This window comes from Microcoleus sp. Pol11C2 (genome assembly GCF_036701505.1).
Lineage (GTDB): Bacteria > Cyanobacteriota > Cyanobacteriia > Cyanobacteriales > Microcoleaceae > Microcoleus.
This window is the reverse complement of record NZ_JAUBQX010000029.1, coordinates 49,039-71,086: the sequence shown is the minus strand read 5'-3', so window position 1 is coordinate 71,086 and position 22,048 is coordinate 49,039. Positions and strand designations below refer to the sequence as shown.

Annotated in this window: 18 protein-coding genes and 1 tRNA gene; 12 read left to right on the top strand and 7 right to left on the bottom strand. The window is 47.0% G+C overall.

The window, feature by feature from the left end; translation table 11 throughout:
- Positions 1 to 16 precede the first annotated feature (16 nt).
- Positions 17 to 919, bottom strand: coding sequence for an alpha/beta fold hydrolase (locus tag QUA42_RS17420; protein ID WP_333138584.1), 903 nt, complete (start codon positions 917 to 919; stop codon positions 17 to 19).
- Between the two features lie 194 nt (positions 920 to 1,113).
- Here QUA42_RS17420 and QUA42_RS17415 point away from each other — a divergent pair, with 194 nt between their 5' ends.
- Positions 1,114 to 2,466, top strand: a complete 1,353-nt coding sequence (locus QUA42_RS17415) for a cytochrome P450 (RefSeq protein WP_333138582.1) — start codon at positions 1,114 to 1,116, stop codon at positions 2,464 to 2,466.
- 32 nt (positions 2,467 to 2,498) lie between these two features.
- On the opposite strand, the gene QUA42_RS17410 is transcribed toward QUA42_RS17415, so the two are convergent.
- Positions 2,499 to 2,822, bottom strand: coding sequence for a hypothetical protein (locus QUA42_RS17410; protein ID WP_333138580.1), 324 nt, complete (start codon positions 2,820 to 2,822; stop codon positions 2,499 to 2,501).
- A gap of 303 nt (positions 2,823 to 3,125) precedes the next feature.
- Positions 3,126 to 4,061 carry a class I SAM-dependent methyltransferase gene (locus QUA42_RS17405; RefSeq protein ID WP_333138578.1) on the bottom strand — a complete coding sequence of 312 codons (936 nt, stop codon included), beginning with the start codon at positions 4,059 to 4,061 and terminating at the stop codon, positions 3,126 to 3,128.
- Between the two features lie 321 nt (positions 4,062 to 4,382).
- Between QUA42_RS17405 and QUA42_RS17400 the strand changes: the two genes are divergently transcribed.
- Positions 4,383 to 5,285 (top strand): hypothetical protein, encoded by a 903-nt coding sequence (locus QUA42_RS17400; RefSeq protein ID WP_333138576.1) that lies wholly within the window; start codon positions 4,383 to 4,385, stop codon positions 5,283 to 5,285.
- A 207-nt stretch (positions 5,286 to 5,492) separates the two neighbouring features.
- Positions 5,493 to 6,434 (top strand): glutathione S-transferase C-terminal domain-containing protein, encoded by a 942-nt coding sequence (locus QUA42_RS17395; RefSeq protein ID WP_333138602.1) that lies wholly within the window; start codon positions 5,493 to 5,495, stop codon positions 6,432 to 6,434.
- Positions 6,435 to 6,627: 193 nt separating this feature from the next.
- Here QUA42_RS17395 and thyD read toward each other — a convergent pair whose 3' ends face one another.
- Positions 6,628 to 7,554, bottom strand: a complete 927-nt coding sequence (gene thyD, locus QUA42_RS17390; protein WP_333138574.1) for a thylakoid membrane protein ThyD — start codon at positions 7,552 to 7,554, stop codon at positions 6,628 to 6,630.
- Positions 7,555 to 7,702: 148 nt separating this feature from the next.
- On the opposite strand from thyD, the gene QUA42_RS17385 reads away from it, so the two are divergent.
- Positions 7,703 to 9,334: a DUF3352 domain-containing protein gene (locus tag QUA42_RS17385; RefSeq protein ID WP_333138572.1), complete on the top strand. Its 1,632-nt coding sequence runs from the start codon at positions 7,703 to 7,705 to the stop codon at positions 9,332 to 9,334.
- 140 nt (positions 9,335 to 9,474) lie between these two features.
- Here the strand turns inward: QUA42_RS17385 and QUA42_RS17380 are convergent, their stop codons facing one another.
- The 3 genes from QUA42_RS17380 to QUA42_RS17370 all read right to left on the bottom strand — a co-directional run bounded on the left by QUA42_RS17380 (position 9,475) and on the right by QUA42_RS17370 (position 10,726).
- Positions 9,475 to 9,672: a hypothetical protein gene (locus QUA42_RS17380; protein ID WP_172187588.1), complete on the bottom strand. Its 198-nt coding sequence runs from the start codon at positions 9,670 to 9,672 to the stop codon at positions 9,475 to 9,477.
- 196 nt (positions 9,673 to 9,868) lie between these two features.
- Complete coding sequence (locus tag QUA42_RS17375) at positions 9,869 to 10,285, bottom strand: tetratricopeptide repeat protein (RefSeq protein WP_190743632.1); 417 nt, start codon at positions 10,283 to 10,285, stop codon at positions 9,869 to 9,871.
- Between the two features lie 87 nt (positions 10,286 to 10,372).
- On the bottom strand, positions 10,373 to 10,726 hold the full coding sequence (locus QUA42_RS17370) for a HesB/IscA family protein (RefSeq protein ID WP_006632680.1): 354 nt from the start codon (positions 10,724 to 10,726) through the stop codon (positions 10,373 to 10,375).
- 245 nt (positions 10,727 to 10,971) lie between these two features.
- Here QUA42_RS17370 and QUA42_RS17365 point away from each other — a divergent pair, with 245 nt between their 5' ends.
- The 8 genes from QUA42_RS17365 (at position 10,972) to QUA42_RS17330 (ending at position 21,998) form a co-directional block, all read left to right on the top strand.
- Positions 10,972 to 12,624 carry a DUF6930 domain-containing protein gene (locus tag QUA42_RS17365; RefSeq protein WP_333138570.1) on the top strand — a complete coding sequence of 551 codons (1,653 nt, stop codon included), beginning with the start codon at positions 10,972 to 10,974 and terminating at the stop codon, positions 12,622 to 12,624.
- Between the two features lie 110 nt (positions 12,625 to 12,734).
- On the top strand, positions 12,735 to 12,995 hold the full coding sequence (locus tag QUA42_RS17360) for a hypothetical protein (protein ID WP_333138568.1): 261 nt from the start codon (positions 12,735 to 12,737) through the stop codon (positions 12,993 to 12,995).
- 4 nt (positions 12,996 to 12,999) lie between these two features.
- Positions 13,000 to 13,200, top strand: coding sequence for a type II toxin-antitoxin system PemK/MazF family toxin (locus tag QUA42_RS17355; RefSeq protein WP_333138566.1), 201 nt, complete (start codon positions 13,000 to 13,002; stop codon positions 13,198 to 13,200).
- A 217-nt stretch (positions 13,201 to 13,417) separates the two neighbouring features.
- Entirely contained in the window at positions 13,418 to 14,854 is a 1,437-nt protein-coding gene (gene zds / locus QUA42_RS17350) for a 9,9'-di-cis-zeta-carotene desaturase (protein WP_333138600.1), read from the top strand.
- Between the two features lie 274 nt (positions 14,855 to 15,128).
- Positions 15,129 to 15,575 carry an SRPBCC family protein gene (locus QUA42_RS17345; protein WP_333138564.1) on the top strand — a complete coding sequence of 149 codons (447 nt, stop codon included), beginning with the start codon at positions 15,129 to 15,131 and terminating at the stop codon, positions 15,573 to 15,575.
- 259 nt (positions 15,576 to 15,834) lie between these two features.
- Complete coding sequence (locus QUA42_RS17340) at positions 15,835 to 17,826, top strand: serine/threonine-protein kinase (RefSeq protein WP_333138562.1); 1,992 nt, start codon at positions 15,835 to 15,837, stop codon at positions 17,824 to 17,826.
- Positions 17,827 to 17,911: 85 nt separating this feature from the next.
- Positions 17,912 to 17,985: transfer RNA gene (locus QUA42_RS17335), tRNA-Val, on the top strand.
- A 464-nt stretch (positions 17,986 to 18,449) separates the two neighbouring features.
- Positions 18,450 to 21,998: a PAS domain S-box protein gene (locus QUA42_RS17330; RefSeq protein WP_333138560.1), complete on the top strand. Its 3,549-nt coding sequence runs from the start codon at positions 18,450 to 18,452 to the stop codon at positions 21,996 to 21,998.
- The last annotated feature ends 50 nt before the right edge of the window (positions 21,999 to 22,048 follow it).

Below are 22,048 nucleotides of genomic sequence, written 5' to 3'. Positions count from 1 at the left end.
ACCGGATTATACAGTCCTACTTGAGACTCCGATTGTAGAAATCAGCAACTTTGTCAACGTACCTCTTTGGGTTAGTATTGTAGCTTTCTGGATGTTTGTTCGCATTGGTTTCCCAATATTCGGCCGAAGGATATGCTTCTCGAAGTTGGCGAGCGTTTTGTATAGGCGTATAAGGATCGATCGCACTATGAATAATCAAAACAGGCCTAGGGAAAATACGACCTATCTCCTGCACTGGCTTAGAAGAAGTTAGATCGTATCCAGTCAACAAATGTCCAAACATCATGGTAGAAAGAAGAAATATCCCAGGTAATCCTGAAGCTGAGTGCCAATGCTTCTGAATAATTGGATAAACCTCTGCGTAACTACTGTCAGTCACCACTGCTCCGATGTCAGAGTCATCTGCTGCTGCTCCAATTACAGTAGCAGAACCCATTGAAAAACCTAAAACCCCAATCTTTTTTGGCTTAAAGCCCCTGGTTTTAAGCCAATCCACTGCTGCAATAACATCTCGCCTTTCTGTAATTCCAAAGGTAAAGCGAGAATCAGCACTTTGCCCATGTCCTCGCAGATCGATCATAAGTATCGAAAAGCCTTTTTGATTCATAGCTGAACCAAACTCGGCAAACTTTCCAGCAAGCTCACAAGTTCGACTGGAATTCAATCCATGCACTAAAATTAATACCTTGTCTGTTGCTTTTTCTGGAATAAACCAACCAGCAATCTCCACGCCATCAGGTGTAAGAAATTTTACATTTTCAGGAAGAACAGCAAAAACAGATGCTTTAAGAGGGTCAAAGCATCTGTTTGGCTTTGAAAGAGTATGTCCTGCATAAGCGGAGATGCCCAAATAGCCCCCCAGTAAAAATGCTGAGATACCAGAAACTAACTTGATAAAAAGATGTTTTTTGACTTTCATCTATTTTGTTACCTAGTTCTTGAAGATTGCTTTAAGCGAATGTTCTATTCATAGTTCTGGGATAACTTACGCTCAGAAACCCGGTTTCTACCCAATGTCGATCGATCGCAGATAAATTTCAGGGTGCAAGGTCGATCAAAAACTTCGCAGTATGTCAAAATACACTAGAAATATTGTGTTTCGCCAGTTTTGCAATGACGCTGCCTACCGGATCTCGTTCTCCTGCTTTGTTCCAAACGCTTTCGCTGGTAGCTGATCCGATCGCATTTTTCGATCGCTACTCTGCCAAATACGGCGATACATTTACCGCCCGCGTGTTGGGGCCCGCTTCGCCCCCCGTGGTGTTTCTGGGCCGTCCAGAAGCGATTCAGGCGGTGTTTACGACCTTAGCCGATGCCTTTGAGTTTGGCAAAGTGACCAACGTATTTCGCCCGCTGGTGGGAAATGAATCCCTAATTATGAATGAAGGGCCGCGACATCTGCGACAGCGACAGCTATTAATGCCCGCGCTGCATCGGGAACAGTTGCACAGTCAAGGGCATTTGATTGTTGATTTGACGAAAAAGCAGACGATCGACTGGAAAGCCCCAGATGCGATCGCAGTCCGCGAAGAAATGTCAGAAATTTCGCTGCAAGTAATCTTGCAAGTCGTGTTTGGATTAGTGCCGGGAGAGCGCTACGAACGGCTGAAACAATTGCTCAGCAACCTTTTAGAGGCGATTACCTCTGAACTGTACTCGATGCAATTTTTCTTTGAACCGTTGCAGCAAAATTTGGGGCCTTGGAGCCCGTGGGGGCAATTTTTGCAGCAGATGGCGCAGATTGACTCGCTGATTTATGCGGAAATTGCCGAGAGGCGATCGCATTCTCTCGATTCGTCTCGCACGGATATTCTGTCAGTGTTGATGATGGCCCGCGACGACAGCGGCGAATCCCTCGGCGATCGAGAATTGCGCGATCAGTTGATGACGCTGTTGTTGTTGGGACATGAAACGACTGGATCGGCGTTGACTTGGGCGTTTTACTGGCTGCATCAGTTTCCCGAATGTCTCGCTAGATTGCGGCAGGAATTGGATGAATTAGGCGAGAATCCCGATCCGATCGCGCTTTCGCAGTCGCCCTACTTAACAGCAGTCTGCAAGGAAGCGCTGCGGGTTTATCCAATTGCCTTAATTTCGCAGCCGCGCAAGGTGAAACGGACGATCGAACTCGAAGGCTATACATATCAACGGGGAACGATTTTAATCCCCTGTGTCTATTTGGCGCACCGTCGCCCTGAAACCTACGAAAATCCGACTCTATTCAATCCCGATCGCTTTTTAGATCGCAAGTTTTCCGCCTCTGAATTTTTACCGTTTGGAGGCGGGAGTCGAAGCTGCATCGGGATGGCGTTATCGATGTTTGAAATGAAGCTCGTTTTAGCAACGGTGCTGTCTTCGCGTGAGTTTGTATCGAATCTCGATCGGCCCATTCGTCCGGCGCGCCGGGGAATCACCTTTGTGCCGCCCGATCGGTTTCGATTAACGGTTGTGGGCGATCGGCGTTAGATTCAGTAAAACGCCGTGTCAAGAAAGATAGGTTATTCTATAAAAATCCCAGCAACTTTGTCTCCATTCATAGTCATGTGTGCCACAAATTCATCTCCCCCATCTTCAAAACTCAGCTTCCACAAATAAATCGGAGAATTACCTTGTTTTATCTCACCAAAATAAGTAATTGAATATCCCTTTTGCAGGCGTGAAGCGAGCTGCTCGCTAACAGCGTCAAACATTTGTGGTGTAATGCTCGCTTTGTAGCCTGCATCGCCCACTGTGGTAAAAAGCTCGTAATTTTTCGATGCAGTGGCATCCAAAATAACATGCAAACAATTGATGACGTTTTCAGAGGGGGCTGTCGGGTTCATGATGATGTCCTTCTTTTAGGATTTTATTAAAATGTCTAACAAATGGCGCTGTGAATAGCTTCTACGGCTGTCCAATATCAAATCCGGTAGGATGGGAATTATTTATCGGTAGGGGGCGCGATCGCAGGAATGTTTAAATCCACAGATTAGACTATTTACACTCAGGCACCGTCCCAAGGATTAAATAATATCTATGTAACTTTACCATTTATAGCAGTTTTCAATCGAATTAAATAAATACAGCTTTAGACACGGCACTGCCGTGTCCTATCCGATATCTGTACTTCACTATACTGAAAACCGCTATATTGCCTCAGCAACAATAGTGCGGTGTCGGACTGTATTGCAAGTAATTGTCGGCTGTGCAAAACCCGAATCAACTAAAGCTTGCTCAATATCCAACCCAAAATACTGATCCAAATAAGGCTCCGTACTCTTGAGCAAAGTCAAAATATAAGGAGGCATTTTGGCATAAACTTCCGACTGAGGATTCATATCCATAATTGTCAAATGTCCACCAACACGCAGCAAACGCCTCGCTTCCCGGAACACTTCTCTAGTAGCTTTCTGCGGCAATTCGTGACAAACTAAACAAATAGAAACTAAATCAAAAGCAGCCGCCGGCAAACCAGTAGATTCAGCAGCAGCGTGAACCCAAGTCGGAGACTTTTGATTGGAAAATTCAGATTCTCGCTGTTGAGAACGGTATTTAGCAACTGCTAAAAAATAAGGCGACAACTCCACCCCAGTCATCTTCGCTTCCGGGTAAACCTCCCCAAGGGCAAAGGTACTCATTCCCACACTGCATCCCAAATCAACAATATCTTGCGGCGAAGAAGCAATTTTAGATTTGATGACTTCGTGATAGCTGGCGCGGAGTTTAGCATCGCCTTCTGCACCCGCTTCGGGCCAAATTCCCGCGTGAACTGTACGGGCGGCAACTTCAACTTCTGTAGCAGCTTCCCAACTCATATTACCTTGTTCGTAAGCATGGAATGAAGTTAGATAATATTTCGGGTAAACAAGATCGGGATTTTGGACGCTGAGCAATTCTGCATCCCAATTGCGAGCTAAAAGTGCTTGGGCTTCTTGTCGCCAATGCACTCCGATTTTTTGTGCTCTTGTTATCATCATTTCCCGCGCTTGGTGCTTAGCTAGATTAGCCAAAGGTTTGATGGAGAGTAAGCCATTTACTAAACGCGAGGCTAATCCGGGAGTTTTGTTAACTGCAACCGTCATATTTTATGTTTTTCTATTTTGCGCCCTCTATTTTAACACAGTGCGAGGATTTTGAGTCAATCGATATAATGAAACTTAACTTGGTGAGGGCGAGTGAAATGCAAATGTTTTGTGAAAAAGATTTTTTTTATGAACCGCAGAGAACGCAGAGTTAGAGAAGAGAGAAAAGAGCAGAGGATTGCAAAACTGGATAGGGTCGTGTAATATTTATTTGCGCTTACCTACTTAGTGCTGGAGAATTAACCGGGAATCTGGAATCGGATTTTCCGAAGCTGGAGTATTTGGAAGAACACTTTAAATCGGGCTATTCAGGAGTTTGTGATGAGCAAATCTATTGTGGAATTGGTTGACAATTTGCCGTCGGGTGGCGTCACTGTGATGATGCTCAAATCTCTCGATTTTGTAGTTCCGGGGGAGTGGAACAATATCACGGGTTTTGATAATACTATTCAAGCGGTGACAGGAGAAACAAAGCGCAAATTAGTTGGGAAAATTCGCGATCGCGCGATCGAGCTTTACGCTAACCCCAACGAACCCTATCAAGGCGTAGTCAGGCTTTACCAGTTAGCAGACAGCGCCGACAGTGCCTTAGGTGCAACGGCTATGGCGAATAAAATCGGCGAAAACATCGGCTTTCTTTCCTTTCTCAACCGCCTCACTCCCAAAGCTGACACAACTCAAACGATCGACTTGTGCGTCAAAGTGGCGATCGAGCTAATTGCCTTCTGCAAACTTAACAATATTTCCCTTGACAATGTGGGAAGCTTTGGTAATTATTTATCTCATTACAAAGGCGAATCTCTGATGCGGATGGCTGCATTAGTTTGTGCTGACGGTTTAATTCCCCTTGGCCCGGACTGCATTAGAGTAGCACAAAATACCCTAGGCGGATTGAATCCTTCAACCTTGCAGCAAAACTCAACATTCCAAAATATCAGCAACCTAATTCCGGGCGCAAATAATTCACAAAAGTTCGGATTTGTGACAGCAACTTTCGCCTCAGCCCAAGGTTGGATGAACAATTTAGTACAGTCTCGCGGCTTAACTCCCGCCATAGTTTTAGGCCATCTCAAGCAATACATTGATGTTACCGATGACAAATTGGATTATGTGGCGGCGTTTTTAGACATGACTACCAATTATTACGAACATACGGGAATTCAGACGGTTGCTCGCCGATTGATTGATCGAGCTTATGGCGAAATAGCCTCTGGCAGAGCCTAGAAAACTCGTTCTCAGGTGAGGGAACAGAGCAAGGCAGAGCCAAAGCATCTACGTTCCCAGGCAGAGCCTGGGAACGAGAGAATAAACCTCGCAATGTGAGTTAAAATAAGCAGATTATGTTAGCAAACCTATTTTAATCGCATTGTGAAAAACAAATCGCTTCCTTCATCCGTAACAGTCAAGCTAGGCAAATTTGTCTGGACATCAATGTGGCAATTAATGATGTCAAAACTAGCGCCGCCCGATCGCACCGGAGCATACATTCGCCCCACCAGCAGTTTCCGCAACTTTGTCAGCACTGCACCAGACAACCCTCACGGGCCCGCTGCGGGACGGTATCGCCTCTTGGTGGGTAAAGGGTGCCCTTGGGCGCACCGCACTCTGGTGACGAGGGCGCTCAAAGGGCTTGAAGATGCGATATCGGTGTCGCTTGTCTATCCCTCGGAAGGGGGAATGTGGGTGATGGAGTCGGAGACTTTTGGCTGCAACACGATGCCGGAACTTTACCAGTTGGCTTTACCGGGCTATCAGGGGCGGTGTACTGTGCCGGTGCTGTGGGATGACTCGAAAAAGACGATCGTCAATAACGAGAGTTCGGAAATTATTGTGATGCTAAACTCGGAGTTTAACGAGTTTGCTAGCAATCCTCAACTGGATCTTTATCCTCTGGATTTGCGAGAACAAATTGACGAGTGGAATGAGAAGATTTACCAATCGGTGAATAACGGCGTTTATCGCTGCGGTTTCGCGCAATCTCAAGCTGCTTATGACTCGGCTTGCAGTGAATTGTTTGCTGTTTTAGACGAGATCGATCGATCGCTCTTGAGGAGTCGTTACCTTTGTGGCGATCGGGTGACTTTAGCAGACGTGCGGCTTTTTACTACTCTATTCCGTTTTGATGCAGTTTACTACAGCTTGTTCAAATGCAATGTGCGCCGCATTCAGGATTACGAGCATTTGGGAGCTTATCTGCGCGATTTGTACCAGTTACCGGGAGTTGCTGGCACTTGCGATTTGGAGGCTGTGAAGCGCGATTATTACGGCAATTTGTTCCCGCTGAATCCCGGCTGCATTATCCCCGCTGGGCCCGATCCGGCGAGTTTGCTCAAAGCTCACGATCGCGCAGGGCTCAGAAACCGGGTTTCTTAACAAAATCGGGGGTGAAAATGCCAGAATTATCGCAGAAACCCGGTTTCTTGGATGGTCGCGTGGGGAGTCAAAAACCTCATGTAGCTCGTTACCAGGCTCTGCCTGGTAACGAGGAATTTTGTTTGAGTCCGCGCAGGCGGACTTTGTTTGTTTAGCCCCGAATTCTATTCGGCGGGTTCTATTCCGTAGGTTCCTAGCTTCCCGATAAAATCTCTTCGAGTGCTAATTTCAGCGTGGGATATTGATATTTAAAACCGCTAGCTAAAGTTTGTTTCGGCAACACTTTCTGCCCTTCCAAAACAAGTTTTGCCCCGTCTCCCAAAAGCATTTCTAAAGCAAAACCTGGCACCGGCAACCAAGAAGGCCGCTGCAAAACTTCCCCTAAAGTTTGACACAATTCATTCATCCGCACCGGATTCGGTGCTGTCGCATTCAAAACGCCTTGAACTTGCGAATTTTGCAAAGCATACAAAATTAAATCAACCACATCCTCGCGGTGAATCCAAGAAAACCACTGTTTCCCAGTGCCGAGGGGGCCGCCAGCAAATAGTTTAAAAGGTGGCAGCATTTTTGCCAACGCGCCTCCCATTCCCAAAACTATCCCCAGCCGCAAAATTGCTAGCCGCGTTCCCGCATTTTTTGCAGGTTGGGCCGCTGCTTCCCAGTCTTTGCACACTGCTGCTAAAAAATCGTTTCCCGCAGGGCTAGTTTCGTCAAACTCAGCGGTTTCGCTGGTTCCGTAATAGCCGATCGCCGATGCGCTAACAAACACCGATGGTCTAGGATTAGCATTGACGATCGCCTCCACCAATTTTGCCGTCGTCAGTCTGCGACTGTCCAGAATTGCTTGCTGGCGCGCCTCCGTCCACCTTTCCTCCGCAATCGGAACCCCTGCTAAATTGACAACAGCGTCGCAGCCAGCGATCGACTTTTGCCAATCACCAGACTCCGCTGGAGTGTAGGCGACAACTTCCAAATTCGGATAAGCTGAAGCGGGAAAAACTCGGCCAGCCTTCGCCGCATCCCTGCTCAAAACCACCACTTGATGTCCCGCAGCTTGCAGCTTCTCCACCAGCCGGCTACCTACAAATCCCGTTGCTCCCGCGATCGCTACTTTCATCTTTTACCAATAATGCACAGTTCTAGCAGTTTAGACGATCGTCCAAACTTGTTTTGAATTATACAAAAATAAAGAGCAGCCTCGATCGCCTCCCCACAAGCTTTCTGTATTTTGATTAAACTGATATGGGACGCGAGGAAAACAAACCATGCCTGCAAAAAAATCAAAGCTTCTAATTGCTGCCTCCATCGCCGCAGCAGGTAGCGCTGCGGTCTACTTTTACTTCCAGGGTTTGAGCCAACAAGTATCTAACCCTCAAGACAGCGCCAAAGTTGTACCCGACGAAGCAATGATGGCCGCGTTCATCTCCCCCAATCCCCAAGCGTTGTCAAAGTTGCAGCGATTTGGCACGCCAGGGGCTCAAAAGTTGGTCGGGATGGGTTTGAAGACCTTTCAAGAACAAAGCTTGGCAGGCACTCAAATCGACTTTGACAGGGACTTAAAACCTTGGCTGGGGGGGGCGATGGTCGCTTTGTTGCCCCCTGATGCTGCGGCAAAAACCGAGCCTCCTAAGCTGCTGGTTGTAGTCAGCGTCAAAAATAAAATTAGCGCTTGGAATTTTGCGAATAAATTAAAATCTCAGCCCGGTGCAACTACTCAAGAAACCGAGTATAAAGGAGTTAAAATTTCTGAGATTGCAGAGCCAACTGGCAAGCGCTACAGTGTGGCTTTGCTGAACGACCAATTAGTGATGGCTCCTTTGAGAAAGCCTGTGGAATTGGCGATCGATACTTTTAAAGGAGAACCCTCCCTCGCTACGCAGCAGAGTACAACTAAGTTTTTTGCAGAGAGTGCTGGTGTCAAGAATCCGATCGCAACTGTTTATATTGCTGATTATCCTGCTGCAATTGAGCAATTGAAAGCTAATTTGCCCGCAGATATTCAGTTGCCTTGGACAGTGTTTTCGCAGTTCAAACAAGTTAAGTCTTTGGTAGCGGGAATTGGAGCGGATAGTGAGGGATTGAGGGTAAAAACTATTGCTCAGTTAGACCCGAAATTCGTGCAGCAAAATCCACAAGTCGCATCGAAATTGTTGCCCAGATTTCCGGATGAAACTATTGCTTTAGTCGGCGGCAAGGGAATCGATAAAATTTGGTCGCAAGCAACCGCTGAGGCAAAAGATAGCCCGGAAGTTGACAGGGGAGTTCAGCAGGTGAGGGATAGTTTTAAGCGGTTGGATCTGGATGCGGATCGAGAGGTTTTTGGTTGGATGAACGGGGAATTTGCGATCGGGGCGATCGGTTCCAATCAAGGGATTTTGTCTCAGTTGGGGATGGGGGCGGCGATGATTTTTGAAACGAGCGATCGCCCTGCCGCCGAAGCAACTCTGAAAAAGCTCGATGCGATCGCCAAAAGCAATCCTACAGTCAGTGTCGCCCCCAGACAAGTTCAAGGCAAAGAAGTTACGGAGTGGCAAATACCCCAGCAAGGCACTTTATTCGGGCACGGTTGGCTGAATGAAAATTCTGTGTTTGTAGCTTTCGGCGGGCCTTTAGTTGATGTGATTACTTCGACGCCACCGCAACCGTTAAGCAGCAGTCCGAGTTTTCAGGCGATCGCTACTTCTTTACCGCGGGCCAATCAAGGTTATTTTTACATAGATATGGAAAAAACCATGTCTTGGGCTAACCAATATTTGCTCGCAGTACAGCCAAATTTAGTTTCCCCGCCCGTCGCTGAATTGCTGAATTCTCTCCGAGGAGTTAGCGTAGCCACAGCTTCTACACAACCGACAACTGCTGAGTTGGAGATGCTTTTTGCCTTGAAATCTAACCGGTAATTTTTCCTTCTATCCTTCTATCCCTTAAATCTCGATTCACTGCGCGTGGCCGGAGTTTTTCCTGACCAAAAAAAGATGCTGCCCTCCACAGAGGGCAGCTACTCAAATAAAGCATCTTAAAGTCTCTCAAAACTTCAGAATTAACCTTCAGACATTCCGGATTTATTCGGCAATTGCAAGTCATCAGGATCTACATAGTGACAAACTGCTTTGTCCATGCAAATCAAGGCCCAGCCAGATTTATCGATGCTCATCAATTTGTAAGAAGCGGGCTGAATAAAGAAACCTTTGTGGTTGCGGGTTGCTGGTTTGATGTTAACGTGGCTGTCATTGCTCATGTTTTTACAACTCCTAGTATTATCGTAGTAAAATCTGAAAACCGCTGAGCGGGTTTGTCAATCGTCTAAGTCTTCAAATACTAGCACTGACTTTCTGAGTTTTCCATAAAGTTATTTATTGATTTATTACGATGTCGTAATAAACCGCAACGCCACTTTCGTCGCTCCCCGCCCACACATCGACTTGTTTGCGGGGTTACGGCTCCAGAAGCCACTGTTTAACGCGGGCGAGACTCTTCCAGTCGGGTTTTCTGCTTAATCCTTCTTCAAAATTTTTTTTAACTTCGTCGAGCAACTCTTCGGAAGCCATCAGTAATTGCTGAGCCACTTCTACATGGGGGCGCACTCCTTTCTCTTTGAGATCGAGGATCGCTACTGCTAGATTGATTCGAGCTTGAGGGTCGTGAGGGTTCAATTTAACGGCGGTTTTCGCTGCCTTTTGAGCCGGTGCGGGTTTATTTTCTAACAGGTAGAGCCACGCGAGGCTAGCCCAGGCATTGCCATTTTTGGGAGCTTTCTCGCACACTTCTTTAAACACGGGGATCAGATTAGCCGGGGCTTCGCCAGCTTGGTAGCGATCGAAACCGTCTTTAAACAATTCTTCAGGGGTCATTCGATTTTAGATTTTAGATTTGGGATGTTGCATGGAAAAGGGCATGGGGCAGTTAACAACTTTCTGCCCCATGCCCTCTTTTCCGATTTATGTAGAAAAAGAACTGCCACAACCGCAAGTTTGAGTTGCGTTGGGGTTAGTAAACTGAAAACCGCCCCCGATCATAGCATCGCTGAAGTCGAGAACCAAACCGTAGAGATAAAGAATGCTCTTGCGATCGCAAACTACCTGAAAACCGTCGTAGTCGAATACTTCATCGTCGGATTTCACAGTGCTTGGGTCTGCGAAATCCATCACGTAGGACATTCCAGAGCATCCGCCCTGGCGCACCCCTACCCGCAAGCAAAGGTCTTTACCTTGTTTTTCTCTCAGGGCTAAAACTTGACGGACAGCAGAGTCCGTCATTTGAATGCCCCGCTTTTCAGAAATGGCTTGAGTCATAATTTGCCGAACTCCTGAGACTGTCTAATGCTAAGAGTTTAATCTTATTGCTCCATTGTACAGGCATTCGCCAGAAGGCATTCGGTTAAATGCTGAAGGCAGAATTTTTAGCTTCTAATTTTTAATTCCCGTGGGGCCTCGTTCCCAAGCTTGATGCCCTCTCCCCCTATAGGGTTTATGATTGAGAAGCAGCGGTTGACCGACTACCGGCACCGCAACAATGCTTCACTCAACGGGCTTACTCTATGGCAGCGCTGAATCGCTCTACTCTTCGTCGGCTACAAAACTTACCTCAAATTCCCAGCGTGTGGGAGGGCGATCGCCGACCCTTATCTAATGCTGACTCGCACATGATGCTAGATGACGATGACGTTCTAGAAGCTGGTGGCGAGTGCATTCTCTGGGTCGATGGCTCCGAGGGAGTCGTGAGGGCTATGGACATGGTAGGCCCAGATGCCGGCCCAGAGGCGATCGTCCGAGCCCTGCTACGGGCAATGGAACATCCCCAAAGCCCGGCTCCTGCAGGTCGGCCCCAAAAAATAGTAGTCAAAAACCGAGAAATTCAATTTTATCTGCGGGGCGTACTTCAAGATTTAAGCATTTCCATTGACTACGTGCCGGAATTGCCCTTAATTGACGAAATATTTCGCGGCATGGAAGAGGTCGCGATCAACAGACCTCCTGAGTTGCCCCCTCAGTATGCTGAAGTTTTAATGGAAAAAGCTGCTCAAATTTGGCAAGATGCTCCGTGGCGAACTTTGAGCGAACATCAAATTATATCTATTGAAATCAATCAGTGGGATGTCGCCAGCCTCTACGTGTCCGTATTGGGGCAAGGCAGAATGGATTACGGAGTTTTACTGTACCGCTCTCTAGAATCCTTGAAGCGGTTTCGAGAACGAGTCGTCAACGATGAATCTTTTGAAGATTTAGAACAGGCTTTTTTAGGGCAAGACTGTTTGTTTGTTACCTTTGAAAGTGCAGCAGATATTGATGAGGACGACGACGAGGACGAAATTGATTTAGCTGATTTGCCTCCATCGGAAATTGAACCCAATTTCGGCAACCTACATCCTTTAGAAGGATTGCGATCGATTCTTTACGAAGAAGAAGCCCTCACGATGTTAGTTGCTCTCGAAGCATTTCACCGCTTTTTCCGCAACGCCCGCCGGAAATTGGGTTCAGAGACTTTTCCCAGTCTTAGCAGCCGCTACCGCATCCCAGTTCCGCAGCCTGACGGAGAAATTCAACAGGTATCCGTTAAAGTTTCAACGATGCCGGATGTGTCAGACGAATTATTACAGATGCTCGGTGATGATGACGATGATGACGAGGATGATGATGATGAATTTGACAAGCCACTGCTGCGGGACGATTTGGTGCCGCAAAATTCATTTTTGAGTCTCGGCGCCGTACCTTGGGAAACAGTAGAGTTCCTGCGCCAAAGTGTCCAGTTTCACCAAGGTGCAGAAATTGATATTAATACAGCCGGAGATGGTTTGCCGGTGGTGATGATCCAAACTTCTCATCCGAAGGCAAAAACTATGATTCAGGATTTGAAAGAAGCTGGAGGCGTGAAGGGGATTGGTTTTAATCCGGGCGAAAATCCTTTTCAGGATGAGCAATATGACTTGGGTATTCTGCAAACTAAAAATGGGGAGCTGTATTTGTTTGGGGAGTTTAATGAAGACGATCCCGTGCATCAGGAAGCTCGCAAGAAGTGGGATCGCCGCTGTAAATTAACCAACGGTTGGTGCGGTTTGATTATTGCTAAAGGGTTGATGGGTGCTTCTCGCGGTCAGCCTCAGTTTAAGGATATGATCGCTTTGCTTGAGGTGCGCTGGGTGTCTGCTAAAGACTTGGGAATTGGCCCACTTCAGTTGATGCCGATGTTTTAAAGTTAGTTGACTGTTGACTGTTGACTGTATGACTGTTTTGAGAAGAAAGAGGTAAAAGTAATTTGTAAGGTGCGCTGGAGCGCACCATAGTTGTTAAATTTTCAAAGAAAATGATGATGTCAAATTCTGCTCAAAAGCGAGAAGTGTTAGTCGCCCTTGATACTGAATTCGCGGATAAAATAGACAAACTTACTGATGATTGTACGGAGACGATCGAACAAGCTCTCCGTCTCTGGTACGCTAAGCAAATAGAAGATAAGTTGGGAAAATTTTATCAAAACCGCAGCCAAGAAGATATTGAGTTTGAGGAAGAAGGGGCAACATTTGCTCAGGAACAAATGGAAGAAATTTTAATAGAGGAAGGTCTTTGAGACAATGACAGAAACTTATCCGCGACAAGGCGCAGTTTATCTTGTTAGAGCTTTGCGAACGATCGGGGATACCAAAAAGCGTCCTGTTGCCGTTGTTTCCATAGATAGCCGGAATGAATTGAGCCGTACTGTACTGATTGTCCCTTTTACTAGCGATTTGAGAGGGGGCGAAACTCCGACTCGGGTTTTGATTACGGCACGGTGAAGGAGGGTTGGAATCTGACTTGCTTGCTGTCTGCGAGCAAATTATAACTGTCCAAAAGACTTATCTGGAACAAGGCCCTTACGGTCAACTTAGTGCCGATGTCCTAGCAAGAATTCAGAGGGGTGTACAAGTGTCGATCGGCATTTATGAACTTTGAATGTTTCGGAAATTCTAAAATTTGTTACAATCTGTAAAAATACGGGAAAGGATAGGTAAAATGCGGGTTGCGATCGCAGGTGCGGGACTGGCTGGAATGACCACAGCAGTCGATTTAGTGGAGGCCGGCCACGAAGTAGAAATTTTTGAATCCCGCCCCTTTGTCGGCGGCAAAGTTGGCAGTTGGGTAGATCCCGACGGCAATCACGTTGAAATGGGTTTGCACGTTTTCTTCGGCTGCTATTATAACTTATTTGCCCTGATGAAAAAAGTGGGGGCTTTTGACGATTTGCTCCTCAAAGAACACGTCCACACTTTTATCAATCGAGGCGGCGAAACTGGTTCTTTGGATTTTCGGTTTCCGGTGGGTGCTCCTTTGCACGGGTTGAAGGCATTTTTTACTACATCCCAGCTATCCGTACAAGACAAAATTCAAAATGCGATCGCCCTGGGAACTAGCCCGATCGTCCGAGGTTTGATAGACTTTGACGGAGCAATGAAAACTATCCGCGATTTGGATAAAATTAGCTTCGCTGACTGGTTCCGCAGCCAAGGTGGCAACCAAAACTCGCTCAAAAGAATGTGGAATCCGATCGCCTACGCACTGGGCTTTATCGACACTGAAAATATTTCTGCCAGGTGTATGTTGACAATCTTTCAATTCTTTGCATCAAAAACCGAAGCCTCTGTCATGCGGATGCTAGCCGGTTCTCCCAATGAATATTTGCACAAACCAATTGTGGAATATTTGGAAAGCAAAGGAACGAAAATCCACACGCGGCGCCGAGTTCGAGAAATCCAGTTTCAAGAAGGTGCAGAAACTCATGTAACTGGTTTGGCAATAGCTAGCGGCGAAACGGAAGAAACTATTACCGCCGATGCTTATGTTTTTGCATTAGATGTGCCGGGAATTCAGAAAATATTGCCTCCAGCTTGGCGCAAATGGTCAGAATTTGACAACATTTATAAGTTAGATGCGGTGCCAGTTGCTACAGTACAATTGCGGTTCGACGGTTGGGTAACGGAACTGGAAGACGAAGCCAAGCGCAAACAGTTGAGCCATGCTGTAGGAATCGATAATTTGCTGTATTCAGCAGATGCAGACTTTTCCTGTTTTGCAGACCTAGCGCTGGCAAGTCCCAAGGATTATTATAAGGAAGGACAAGGCTCGCTGCTGCAGTTGGTGCTGACACCGGGAGATCCGTTTATTAAACAAAGCAATGAGGCGATCGCCCAACACGTACTTAAGCAAGTTCAGGATTTATTTCCGTCAGCGCGGGAACTAAATATGACTTGGTACAGTGTAGTTAAGCTCGCTCAATCTTTGTATCGCGAAGCACCGGGAATGGATGTTTTCCGCCCTGCTCAAAAAACTCCGATAGCCAATTTCTTTCTAGCAGGAAGTTACACTCAGCAAGACTACATTGATAGCATGGAAGGAGCGACACTTTCAGGTCATCAAGCAGCTAAGGCCATTCTCGAAGCTTACAGTCATTAGTCATTAGTCGTCTCGCTCCCCCCTGAATAAGCAGGGGGGGAAAAGAGCGTTATCAAAGTCCTCCTTATTAAGGGGGATTTAGGGGGAGCGAAAAATCGACTACAAGCGATATTCCTCGTTCCCAGGAATAGCCTGGGAATGCCTATCAGGAGGCTCTGCCTCCCGTATTTAGACAGAAAACGCGAAGCAGAGCAATAGTGAAATGGCTTACCAGGCACAGCCTAGTAACGAGAAATCCACAATCTAAAATCTACAATCTAAAATCTAAAATCGCATGACTGATTGGTTAGAACACAGCGTCCAAGTAGAAATAGCAATTCCCATCGAATTAGCGTGGCAACTCTGGTCAGACTTAGAGCAAATGCCGCGCTGGATGAAGTGGATCGAATCAGTTCGCATTCTCGAAGACAACCCGGAATTGTCGCGCTGGAAACTCGCAACTGGCGGGTTAGAATTTAGCTGGCTTTCTCGGATTCTCAAAGTAGTGCCACATCAGATAATTCAGTGGGAATCGGTAGACGGTTTGCCAAATCGGGGTGCGATCAGATTTTACGATCGCAAAAACAGCAGCATTGTCAAACTGACGGTAGCTTATGGAGTTCCCGGCTGGCTGGCAAAATTGATGGACAATTCATTTCTAGCGCGAGTAGTTGAATCGACTCTTATGGCTGACTTGGAAAGGTTTAAAGAGTATGCTCTGAACGTTAAAGCGACTTCTTGAATTCTGATGACTAAAGTTATGACTACTAACCAGTTTGTAGTCATGATTTTAGTTTTTTAATTTCTAAATTAGGACTTATGCACCCGAACAAAGAAACCGGGTTTTTGAACCGAGAGTGAAAGTTTTAAGCAAATATTTGGGTTAAACACCAGGTTTCGGGTCGCCCGTGCGTCCAGGACTATAATTGTAACGCGAGAGTCGATCGGCCTTTTGCCTCAGTATCATAGAGAGATGCTGCTGATTCCTTCTCGGTTCAGTTATGAGTTACTGCCTAAACCCCGCCTGTCAAAACCCGCAAAATGCCGATCGTACCCAATTCTGCCTGAATTGCGGCTCCAAACTGTTGCTGAGAGAACGTTACCGCGCCATCAAACCCCTCGGGCGCGGCGGTTTCGGTCGGACTTTTTTAGCAATAGACCAAGACAAACCCTCAAAACCCCGCTGTGCAATTAAACAGTTTTTCCCGCTATCTCAAGGTACCAGCAGCAGCGAAAAAGCAGCAGAATTATTCAACCGAGAAGCAGTGCGGCTGGACGAATTGGGGAAACACCCGCAAATTCCCGAACTGCTGGCGCACTTTCAGCAGGAACGCTATCAGTATTTGGTACAGGAATTTATAGAAGGTCAAAATTTACAGGAAGAGTTGGCGCGGACTGGGCCTTTCAGCGAAAGTAAAATTCTCAGTCTGCTGAAGGATTTATTGCCAGTATTGCAGTTCGTGCACGATCGCAGTGTAATTCACCGAGATATTAAACCGCCCAACATTATCCGGCGCCGCATTTCTCAAACTCCCATCATTTATACTTACCCAACATTAACCGGGGAATTAGTTTTAGTTGATTTTGGCGCTGCAAAAGTTGTGGAGGGTTTGAGAGAAACCGGTACAGTCATCGGTTCTCCCGAATTTGTGGCGCCGGAACAAATTAGAGGTCAAGCGGTTTATGCGAGCGATTTGTACAGTTTGGGAGTAACTTGCATTTATTTGCTGACTCAAATATCTCCTTTTGATTTGTTCGATCTCAATCAAGATGCTTGGGTTTGGCGAGACTTTTTGAAGGTTCCAATCGATCCGAAATTAAGTCGCATCCTCGACAAAATGATTGAATCGAGTCTCAGTCGGCGCTACAAATCTGTAGCTGAGGTATTGAAAGATTTGCAGCCGCAGCAGTCGGCGGCACAGGTTCCGACTCCGGCGGCCCCTGCTATTTCCATGCCGCAGAGGACGCCTGTGGTGCAGAATGCAGTGCCGCCAACGGTTGCAGGCACAATCATACCTGTGCCGCCGATGCAGCGGGTTGTACCCGCACGCGCGCCTACTTGGAGGTGTGTTCATACTCTGGTAGGGCATTCTAATGCTGTCACGTCGGTAACTTTCAGTCCTGATGGCGCGACTTTAGCTAGCGGCAGTGAGGATAAGACGATTGAGATGTGGAAGTTGGATGCGGGTAAGCGGTGGTACACCCTCACGGGTCATTCTGACTGGGTGACTTGTGTGGCGTTTAGTCCTGATGGCGCGAGTTTGGCTAGTGGCGGCCGGGACAAAATGATTCATATTTGGGATTTGAATAAGGGTAAGTGGTGGTACGCTTTGGCTGGTCATTCTGACAGGGTTGCTGCTGTGGCCTTCAGTCGGGATGGTCAGGTTTTGGCTAGCGGCAGTCGGGACAAAACTGTGCAGTTGTGGAATTTGAATAAGGGAAAGGGGATGTCGGCTTTGACTGGTCACGCTGGCGGGGTGGAAGCCGTAGCTTTTAGTGCTGGCGGGGAGTTTTTGGCTAGTGGGAGTCGGGACAAGACTGTGCAGTTGTGGGATTGGCAAAAGGGTCGATCGATTTGTACTCTGGCGGAGCACGGGGATTGGGTGCGGGCGATCGTTTTTGCGACTCCCCCCAGCCCCCCCTTGGTAAGGGGGGGAGTAGGAGAAGGATTAATTTTGGCGACGGGGAGTCGGGATGGTACGGCGAAGCTGTGGCGGGTGGATGCACAGGCGCGTGGAACGCTGTTGCGGAGTATGAGGGACAATTCTGGGGATGTTTTGTGTGTGGCGTTGAGTCCCGATGGTCGGGTTTTGGCGACGGGGAGTCGGGATGGCACGATTTATTTGTGGGATGCGGGTACGGGGGGTTTGCTGGAAATTCTGACGGGCCACGGGGGGGAAGTTTTGTCGGTGGCGTTTAGTGCTGATGGGGAGAGTTTGGCTAGCGGTGCGGGCGATCGAACTGTGAAGATTTGGCGGGCGATCGGGCATTAGGGGCGATGTCAAGAGTGCCTGCTTAAAAATCTTATATTTATGCTTGACAGGCGATCTAGTGTTCTGCTACATTAGGAATTCGTGAGGACGCATAGCTCAGTTGGTTAGAGCACTACGTTGACATCGTAGGGGTCACTGGTTCGAGTCCAGTTGTGTCCATACCTAAAACCCGCCCAGAGAGCGGGTTTTGTTGTTTCTAAAACTTGTTTCTATAACCAAACTGCTAGATTTGGCATTCTCAATTAGGAATGACAGAATATGTCTAGGTCAGAGATTTAGTAGGGTTGCCACGTTTCGTCGAGGCTGTTACTGAGCAGTTGCATAGTTTGCATGAGTTCGGTGTTAAAGAAACGCTAGCCCGATTCTCGTAGGCACCATCCCCATCCGTGAACAAAGCGCAAGCAAGCAGAACAAGAAAAAGAATAACTTTTAGAACGCGATCGCCTTGCACGCTCCGAAGCAGAAGCCGCTAACCGGATTAAAGACGAATTTTTAGCGGTGCTGTCCCATGATTTGCGATCGCCCGTGTGCTTAAACACTGAATGGCTTAGGTTTTGGGCATATTATATCTTGATTCCCTAACAATAACTGACATAATAGGTAAATAGGCAGGACTAACCGCAATGAATGTAGAACGTACAAACTCCTTGAATCATCGAGAAGAGCTTACTGTAAATTTTCCTCAAGAGCTATGTACGCACTGCCAAGCACTCGAAGCACGACGATTTGCGGTGATAGTAGATCACATAGCTGAGGCCTTTATTTCTATTAATTCAGAGTGGCGCTGCACCTATGTCAACCATAAAGCAGAGGAGCTTTTAAACAGGAAGCGACAACACCTAATCGGCAAAAATATATGGACTGTATTTTCGGTAGATTTTACCTCGGAGCTATATAATTATTCCCATCGAGCGATCGCAACGCAAACTGCCATCGAGTTTGAAGAACACTACCCCTCACTCAACAAGTGTTTGAGAATTCGCCTCATCAAGAGTGAAGATGGCTTACTTATTTACTTCCAAGACACGACTGAGACATCTCAAATTGATCGACAATTGAAAGCCGAAATCGCCAAGTGCCAGGAGGTGGAAGCCACTCTTCAGAAAGAACAGGACTTTTTGAAGGCAATCCTAAACAACGTTCAAGCTGGTATTGTCGCTTGTGATGCAGATGGCATATTGACTGTATTTAACCAAGCAGCTAAAGATTTTCATGGATTACCTCAGCAGCCAGTTCCACCGGCTCAATGGGCTCAGTATTATAACTTGTATTTGCCCGACGGCAAAACACCCATGAATACAGAGGATATTCCCCTGTTTCAGGCATTGCAAGGACACAACGTTCGTAATGTGGAAATGATGATTGTTCCACAGCAGGGAACTGCGCGAATGCTGTTAGCAACTGGACAGGCGATTATTGCCGCCAACGGCGAAAAACAGGGTGCTGTTGTCGTGATGCACGATATTACACAACGCAAGCAGGCAGAAACTGCTCTGCGTGAGGGTGAAGCGCAATTATCCAGCATCTTCCAAACTATTCCTGATGGCATCACTATTCTAGATTCTACCGGACAGATTATTGCCGCAAATAAGGCAGCAGAGAGGATTTTAAGATTAACTAGCAGCGACATTGTGGAGCGAGGCTATAACGATCCATCCTGGTTCATTACAACCGTGGAAGGTCATCCTTTCCCAAAAGATGAACTGCCGTTTGCGAGGGTTATGCAAACAGGTGAGCCTGTTTATGGTATTGAACATGGCATTAGCCATGCCGATGGAACTCGCACGATTCTCTCGATCAATGCTTCCCCTTTGTTTGACGCAGAGGGACAAATTATCAATATCATTGCTGCTTTCAGCGACATTACTGAACGCAAGCAAACCGAAGACGAACGAGTACAGCTTGTTCAAGAACAGGCAGCCCGTGCTTTAGCAGAGAATTCTCAGGAAAAATCAGCATTTTTAGCGGAAGTGAGTGCTGTTCTTTCGTCTTCGCTGGAGTATGAACAAACTCTCCAAAGCGTTGCAAAGCTGGCAGTTCCTTATTTTGCAGATTGGTGTAGTGTCGATCTGCTGAATGACGATCGCACAATTGGTCGTGTTGCAATGGCTCATTCAGATCCCGAAAAAGTGAAGTTTGGCTGGGAGTTGGCTCAACGCTTCCCCAGACATCTCGATGATGGGTATGGCATTGCTAAAGTCATGCAAACAGGACAGGTTGAAATTGGGATTGAGATTACAGATGAACTGTTAGTTGCCGCAGTGCCGAATGCTGAATACCTGGAAATCTTACGTGGAGTTGGGTTAAAGTCCTGCATCATTGCACCGCTACAGGCACGCGGGCGCGTGTTGGGTAGCATTACCTTTGTGTTTACTGAATCCGATCGCCGCTATCGCCTGGAAGACATTGGCCTGGCTGAAGAATTGGCTCAGCGAGCAGCGATCGCCATTGATAATGCTCGTCTCTATAATGAAACACAACAAGCGAAATTAGCCGCCGAACTCGCTGCTAACCGCACGGCTCGACTGCTGGCGGTGATGACGGCTGTGTCTGAATCACTAACCTCGGCTCAAGTGGCTCAGGTCATTATTGAACAGGGAATGTCGGCACTGGGAGCGAGTTCTGGTTTGGTTGCCGTATTAAATCAGGATGCAAGCGAACTGGATATTATTCAATCGATTGGCTTTGAGCACGTAGGAGAATTTAAGCGCAGTTTTTCGATTCATGCACCCTATCCTCTCGCAGAAGCCGTGCGAACTGGGCAACCTGTGTGGCTAGAAACTATCGAAAACCGAATTGCCCGTTATCCTGATTTAGCCCAAGCTTATGCCAAGGTTGGTTCAGAAGCCTGGATTTCAGTGCCATTGTTGATTGAAGGACAAGCCGTTGGTGGGCTATCGCTTAGTTTTTCGACCGTTCCCCGACTTTCCGAAAGCGATCAGGCTTTCGTTTTGGCACTGGCACAGCAGTCGGCGCAGTCGATCGACCGAGCACGGCTCTACGAGTCAGAATCGCAAGCACGGACACAAGCAGAAGCAGCTAACCGAATTAAAGATGAGTTCTTAGCTGTCTTGTCGCACGAATTGCGAACTCCGTTGAATCCGATTCTGGGTTGGACTCGACTGCTGCGAAGGGGAACCCTGGATTCTGGCAAGACGGCGGTAGCTCTCGAAACGATTGAACGCAATACCCAGTTGCAAGTTCAACTGATTGAGGATTTGCTCGATATTTCTCGCATTCTGCAAGGCAAGCTGAGTTTGAACTCTACTCCTATTAATTTGAAAACAACTCTTAAAGCTGCGATCGAAACAGTTAGTTTAGCCGCCGAAGCGAAAAACATTCAAATTGAAACCCAGCTAGAACCCAATGTCGGCGATGTGTTAGGAGATGCTACCCGATTGCAACAGGTTGTGTGGAATTTGCTGACCAATGCCATTAAGTTCACCCCAACTGGAGGTCGAGTTGAAGTTGAGCTAAAAACGATTGATTCCTCTGCTCAAATTCAAGTCAGGGATACAGGAAAAGGGATTAAGCCCGAATTTATTCCCTATGTATTTGACACATTTCGACAAGCCGATAGCAGTATTACCAGAACATTTGGTGGGTTAGGGCTGGGATTAGCGATCGTGCGTCACGTCGTTGAGCTACATGGTGGAACTGTCAAAGCCGAAAGTTTTGGAGAAGAACAGGGAGCAACATTTACTGTCACGCTTCCCTTATTAGCCAGAAGCAATGATCCAAACAGTGAGCAGAAGGACATTCTATCACTCAATGCTCACACTTCACCCTTGGCTAGATTATGTATCCTGGCAGTTGATGACGAAGTAGACAATTTAGAGTTAGTTCAATGTATTTTGGAGGAAGCGGGAGCCACAGTTATCTCTGTATCTTCAGCTAAAGATGCGCTACAAAAGCTCAATGAATCTAAGCCAGATGTTTTGATTGCTGATATTGGAATGCCACAAATTGATGGCTATATGTTGATTCGTCAAGTCAGACAACTATCCACACAGGAGGGAGGAGAGATTCCCGCGATCGCGCTCACTGCGTATGCAGGTAAGACCAATCAACAGCAAGCACTAGCAGCCGGATTTCAAAAGCATCTTCCCAAGCCTGTCGATCCTGAAACGTTAGTGGAGACAATTGAGCAATTGCTTCATCCAATTGAGTAAGGCAGGGTATTAGACATCTGCATAAATTAAGATTCAGCTACCTCGGTACA

What these genes read in the sequence shown, in the direction of transcription:
- QUA42_RS17420 (WP_333138584.1), bottom strand. Translation starts at nt 919, where the DNA reads ATGAAAGTCAAAAAACATCTTTTTATCAAGTTAGTTTCTGGTATCTCA.
- QUA42_RS17415 (WP_333138582.1), top strand. Translation starts at nt 1,114, where the DNA reads ATGACGCTGCCTACCGGATCTCGTTCTCCTGCTTTGTTCCAAACGCTT.
- QUA42_RS17410 (WP_333138580.1), bottom strand. Translation starts at nt 2,822, where the DNA reads ATGAACCCGACAGCCCCCTCTGAAAACGTCATCAATTGTTTGCATGTT.
- QUA42_RS17405 (WP_333138578.1), bottom strand. Translation starts at nt 4,061, where the DNA reads ATGACGGTTGCAGTTAACAAAACTCCCGGATTAGCCTCGCGTTTAGTA.
- QUA42_RS17400 (WP_333138576.1), top strand. Translation starts at nt 4,383, where the DNA reads ATGAGCAAATCTATTGTGGAATTGGTTGACAATTTGCCGTCGGGTGGC.
- QUA42_RS17395 (WP_333138602.1), top strand. Translation starts at nt 5,493, where the DNA reads ATGTGGCAATTAATGATGTCAAAACTAGCGCCGCCCGATCGCACCGGA.
- thyD (WP_333138574.1), bottom strand. Translation starts at nt 7,554, where the DNA reads ATGAAAGTAGCGATCGCGGGAGCAACGGGATTTGTAGGTAGCCGGCTG.
- QUA42_RS17385 (WP_333138572.1), top strand. Translation starts at nt 7,703, where the DNA reads ATGCCTGCAAAAAAATCAAAGCTTCTAATTGCTGCCTCCATCGCCGCA.
- QUA42_RS17380 (WP_172187588.1), bottom strand. Translation starts at nt 9,672, where the DNA reads ATGAGCAATGACAGCCACGTTAACATCAAACCAGCAACCCGCAACCAC.
- QUA42_RS17375 (WP_190743632.1), bottom strand. Translation starts at nt 10,285, where the DNA reads ATGACCCCTGAAGAATTGTTTAAAGACGGTTTCGATCGCTACCAAGCT.
- QUA42_RS17370 (WP_006632680.1), bottom strand. Translation starts at nt 10,726, where the DNA reads ATGACTCAAGCCATTTCTGAAAAGCGGGGCATTCAAATGACGGACTCT.
- QUA42_RS17365 (WP_333138570.1), top strand. Translation starts at nt 10,972, where the DNA reads ATGGCAGCGCTGAATCGCTCTACTCTTCGTCGGCTACAAAACTTACCT.
- QUA42_RS17360 (WP_333138568.1), top strand. Translation starts at nt 12,735, where the DNA reads ATGATGATGTCAAATTCTGCTCAAAAGCGAGAAGTGTTAGTCGCCCTT.
- QUA42_RS17355 (WP_333138566.1), top strand. Translation starts at nt 13,000, where the DNA reads ATGACAGAAACTTATCCGCGACAAGGCGCAGTTTATCTTGTTAGAGCT.
- zds (WP_333138600.1), top strand. Translation starts at nt 13,418, where the DNA reads ATGCGGGTTGCGATCGCAGGTGCGGGACTGGCTGGAATGACCACAGCA.
- QUA42_RS17345 (WP_333138564.1), top strand. Translation starts at nt 15,129, where the DNA reads ATGACTGATTGGTTAGAACACAGCGTCCAAGTAGAAATAGCAATTCCC.
- QUA42_RS17340 (WP_333138562.1), top strand. Translation starts at nt 15,835, where the DNA reads ATGAGTTACTGCCTAAACCCCGCCTGTCAAAACCCGCAAAATGCCGAT.
- QUA42_RS17330 (WP_333138560.1), top strand. Translation starts at nt 18,450, where the DNA reads ATGAATGTAGAACGTACAAACTCCTTGAATCATCGAGAAGAGCTTACT.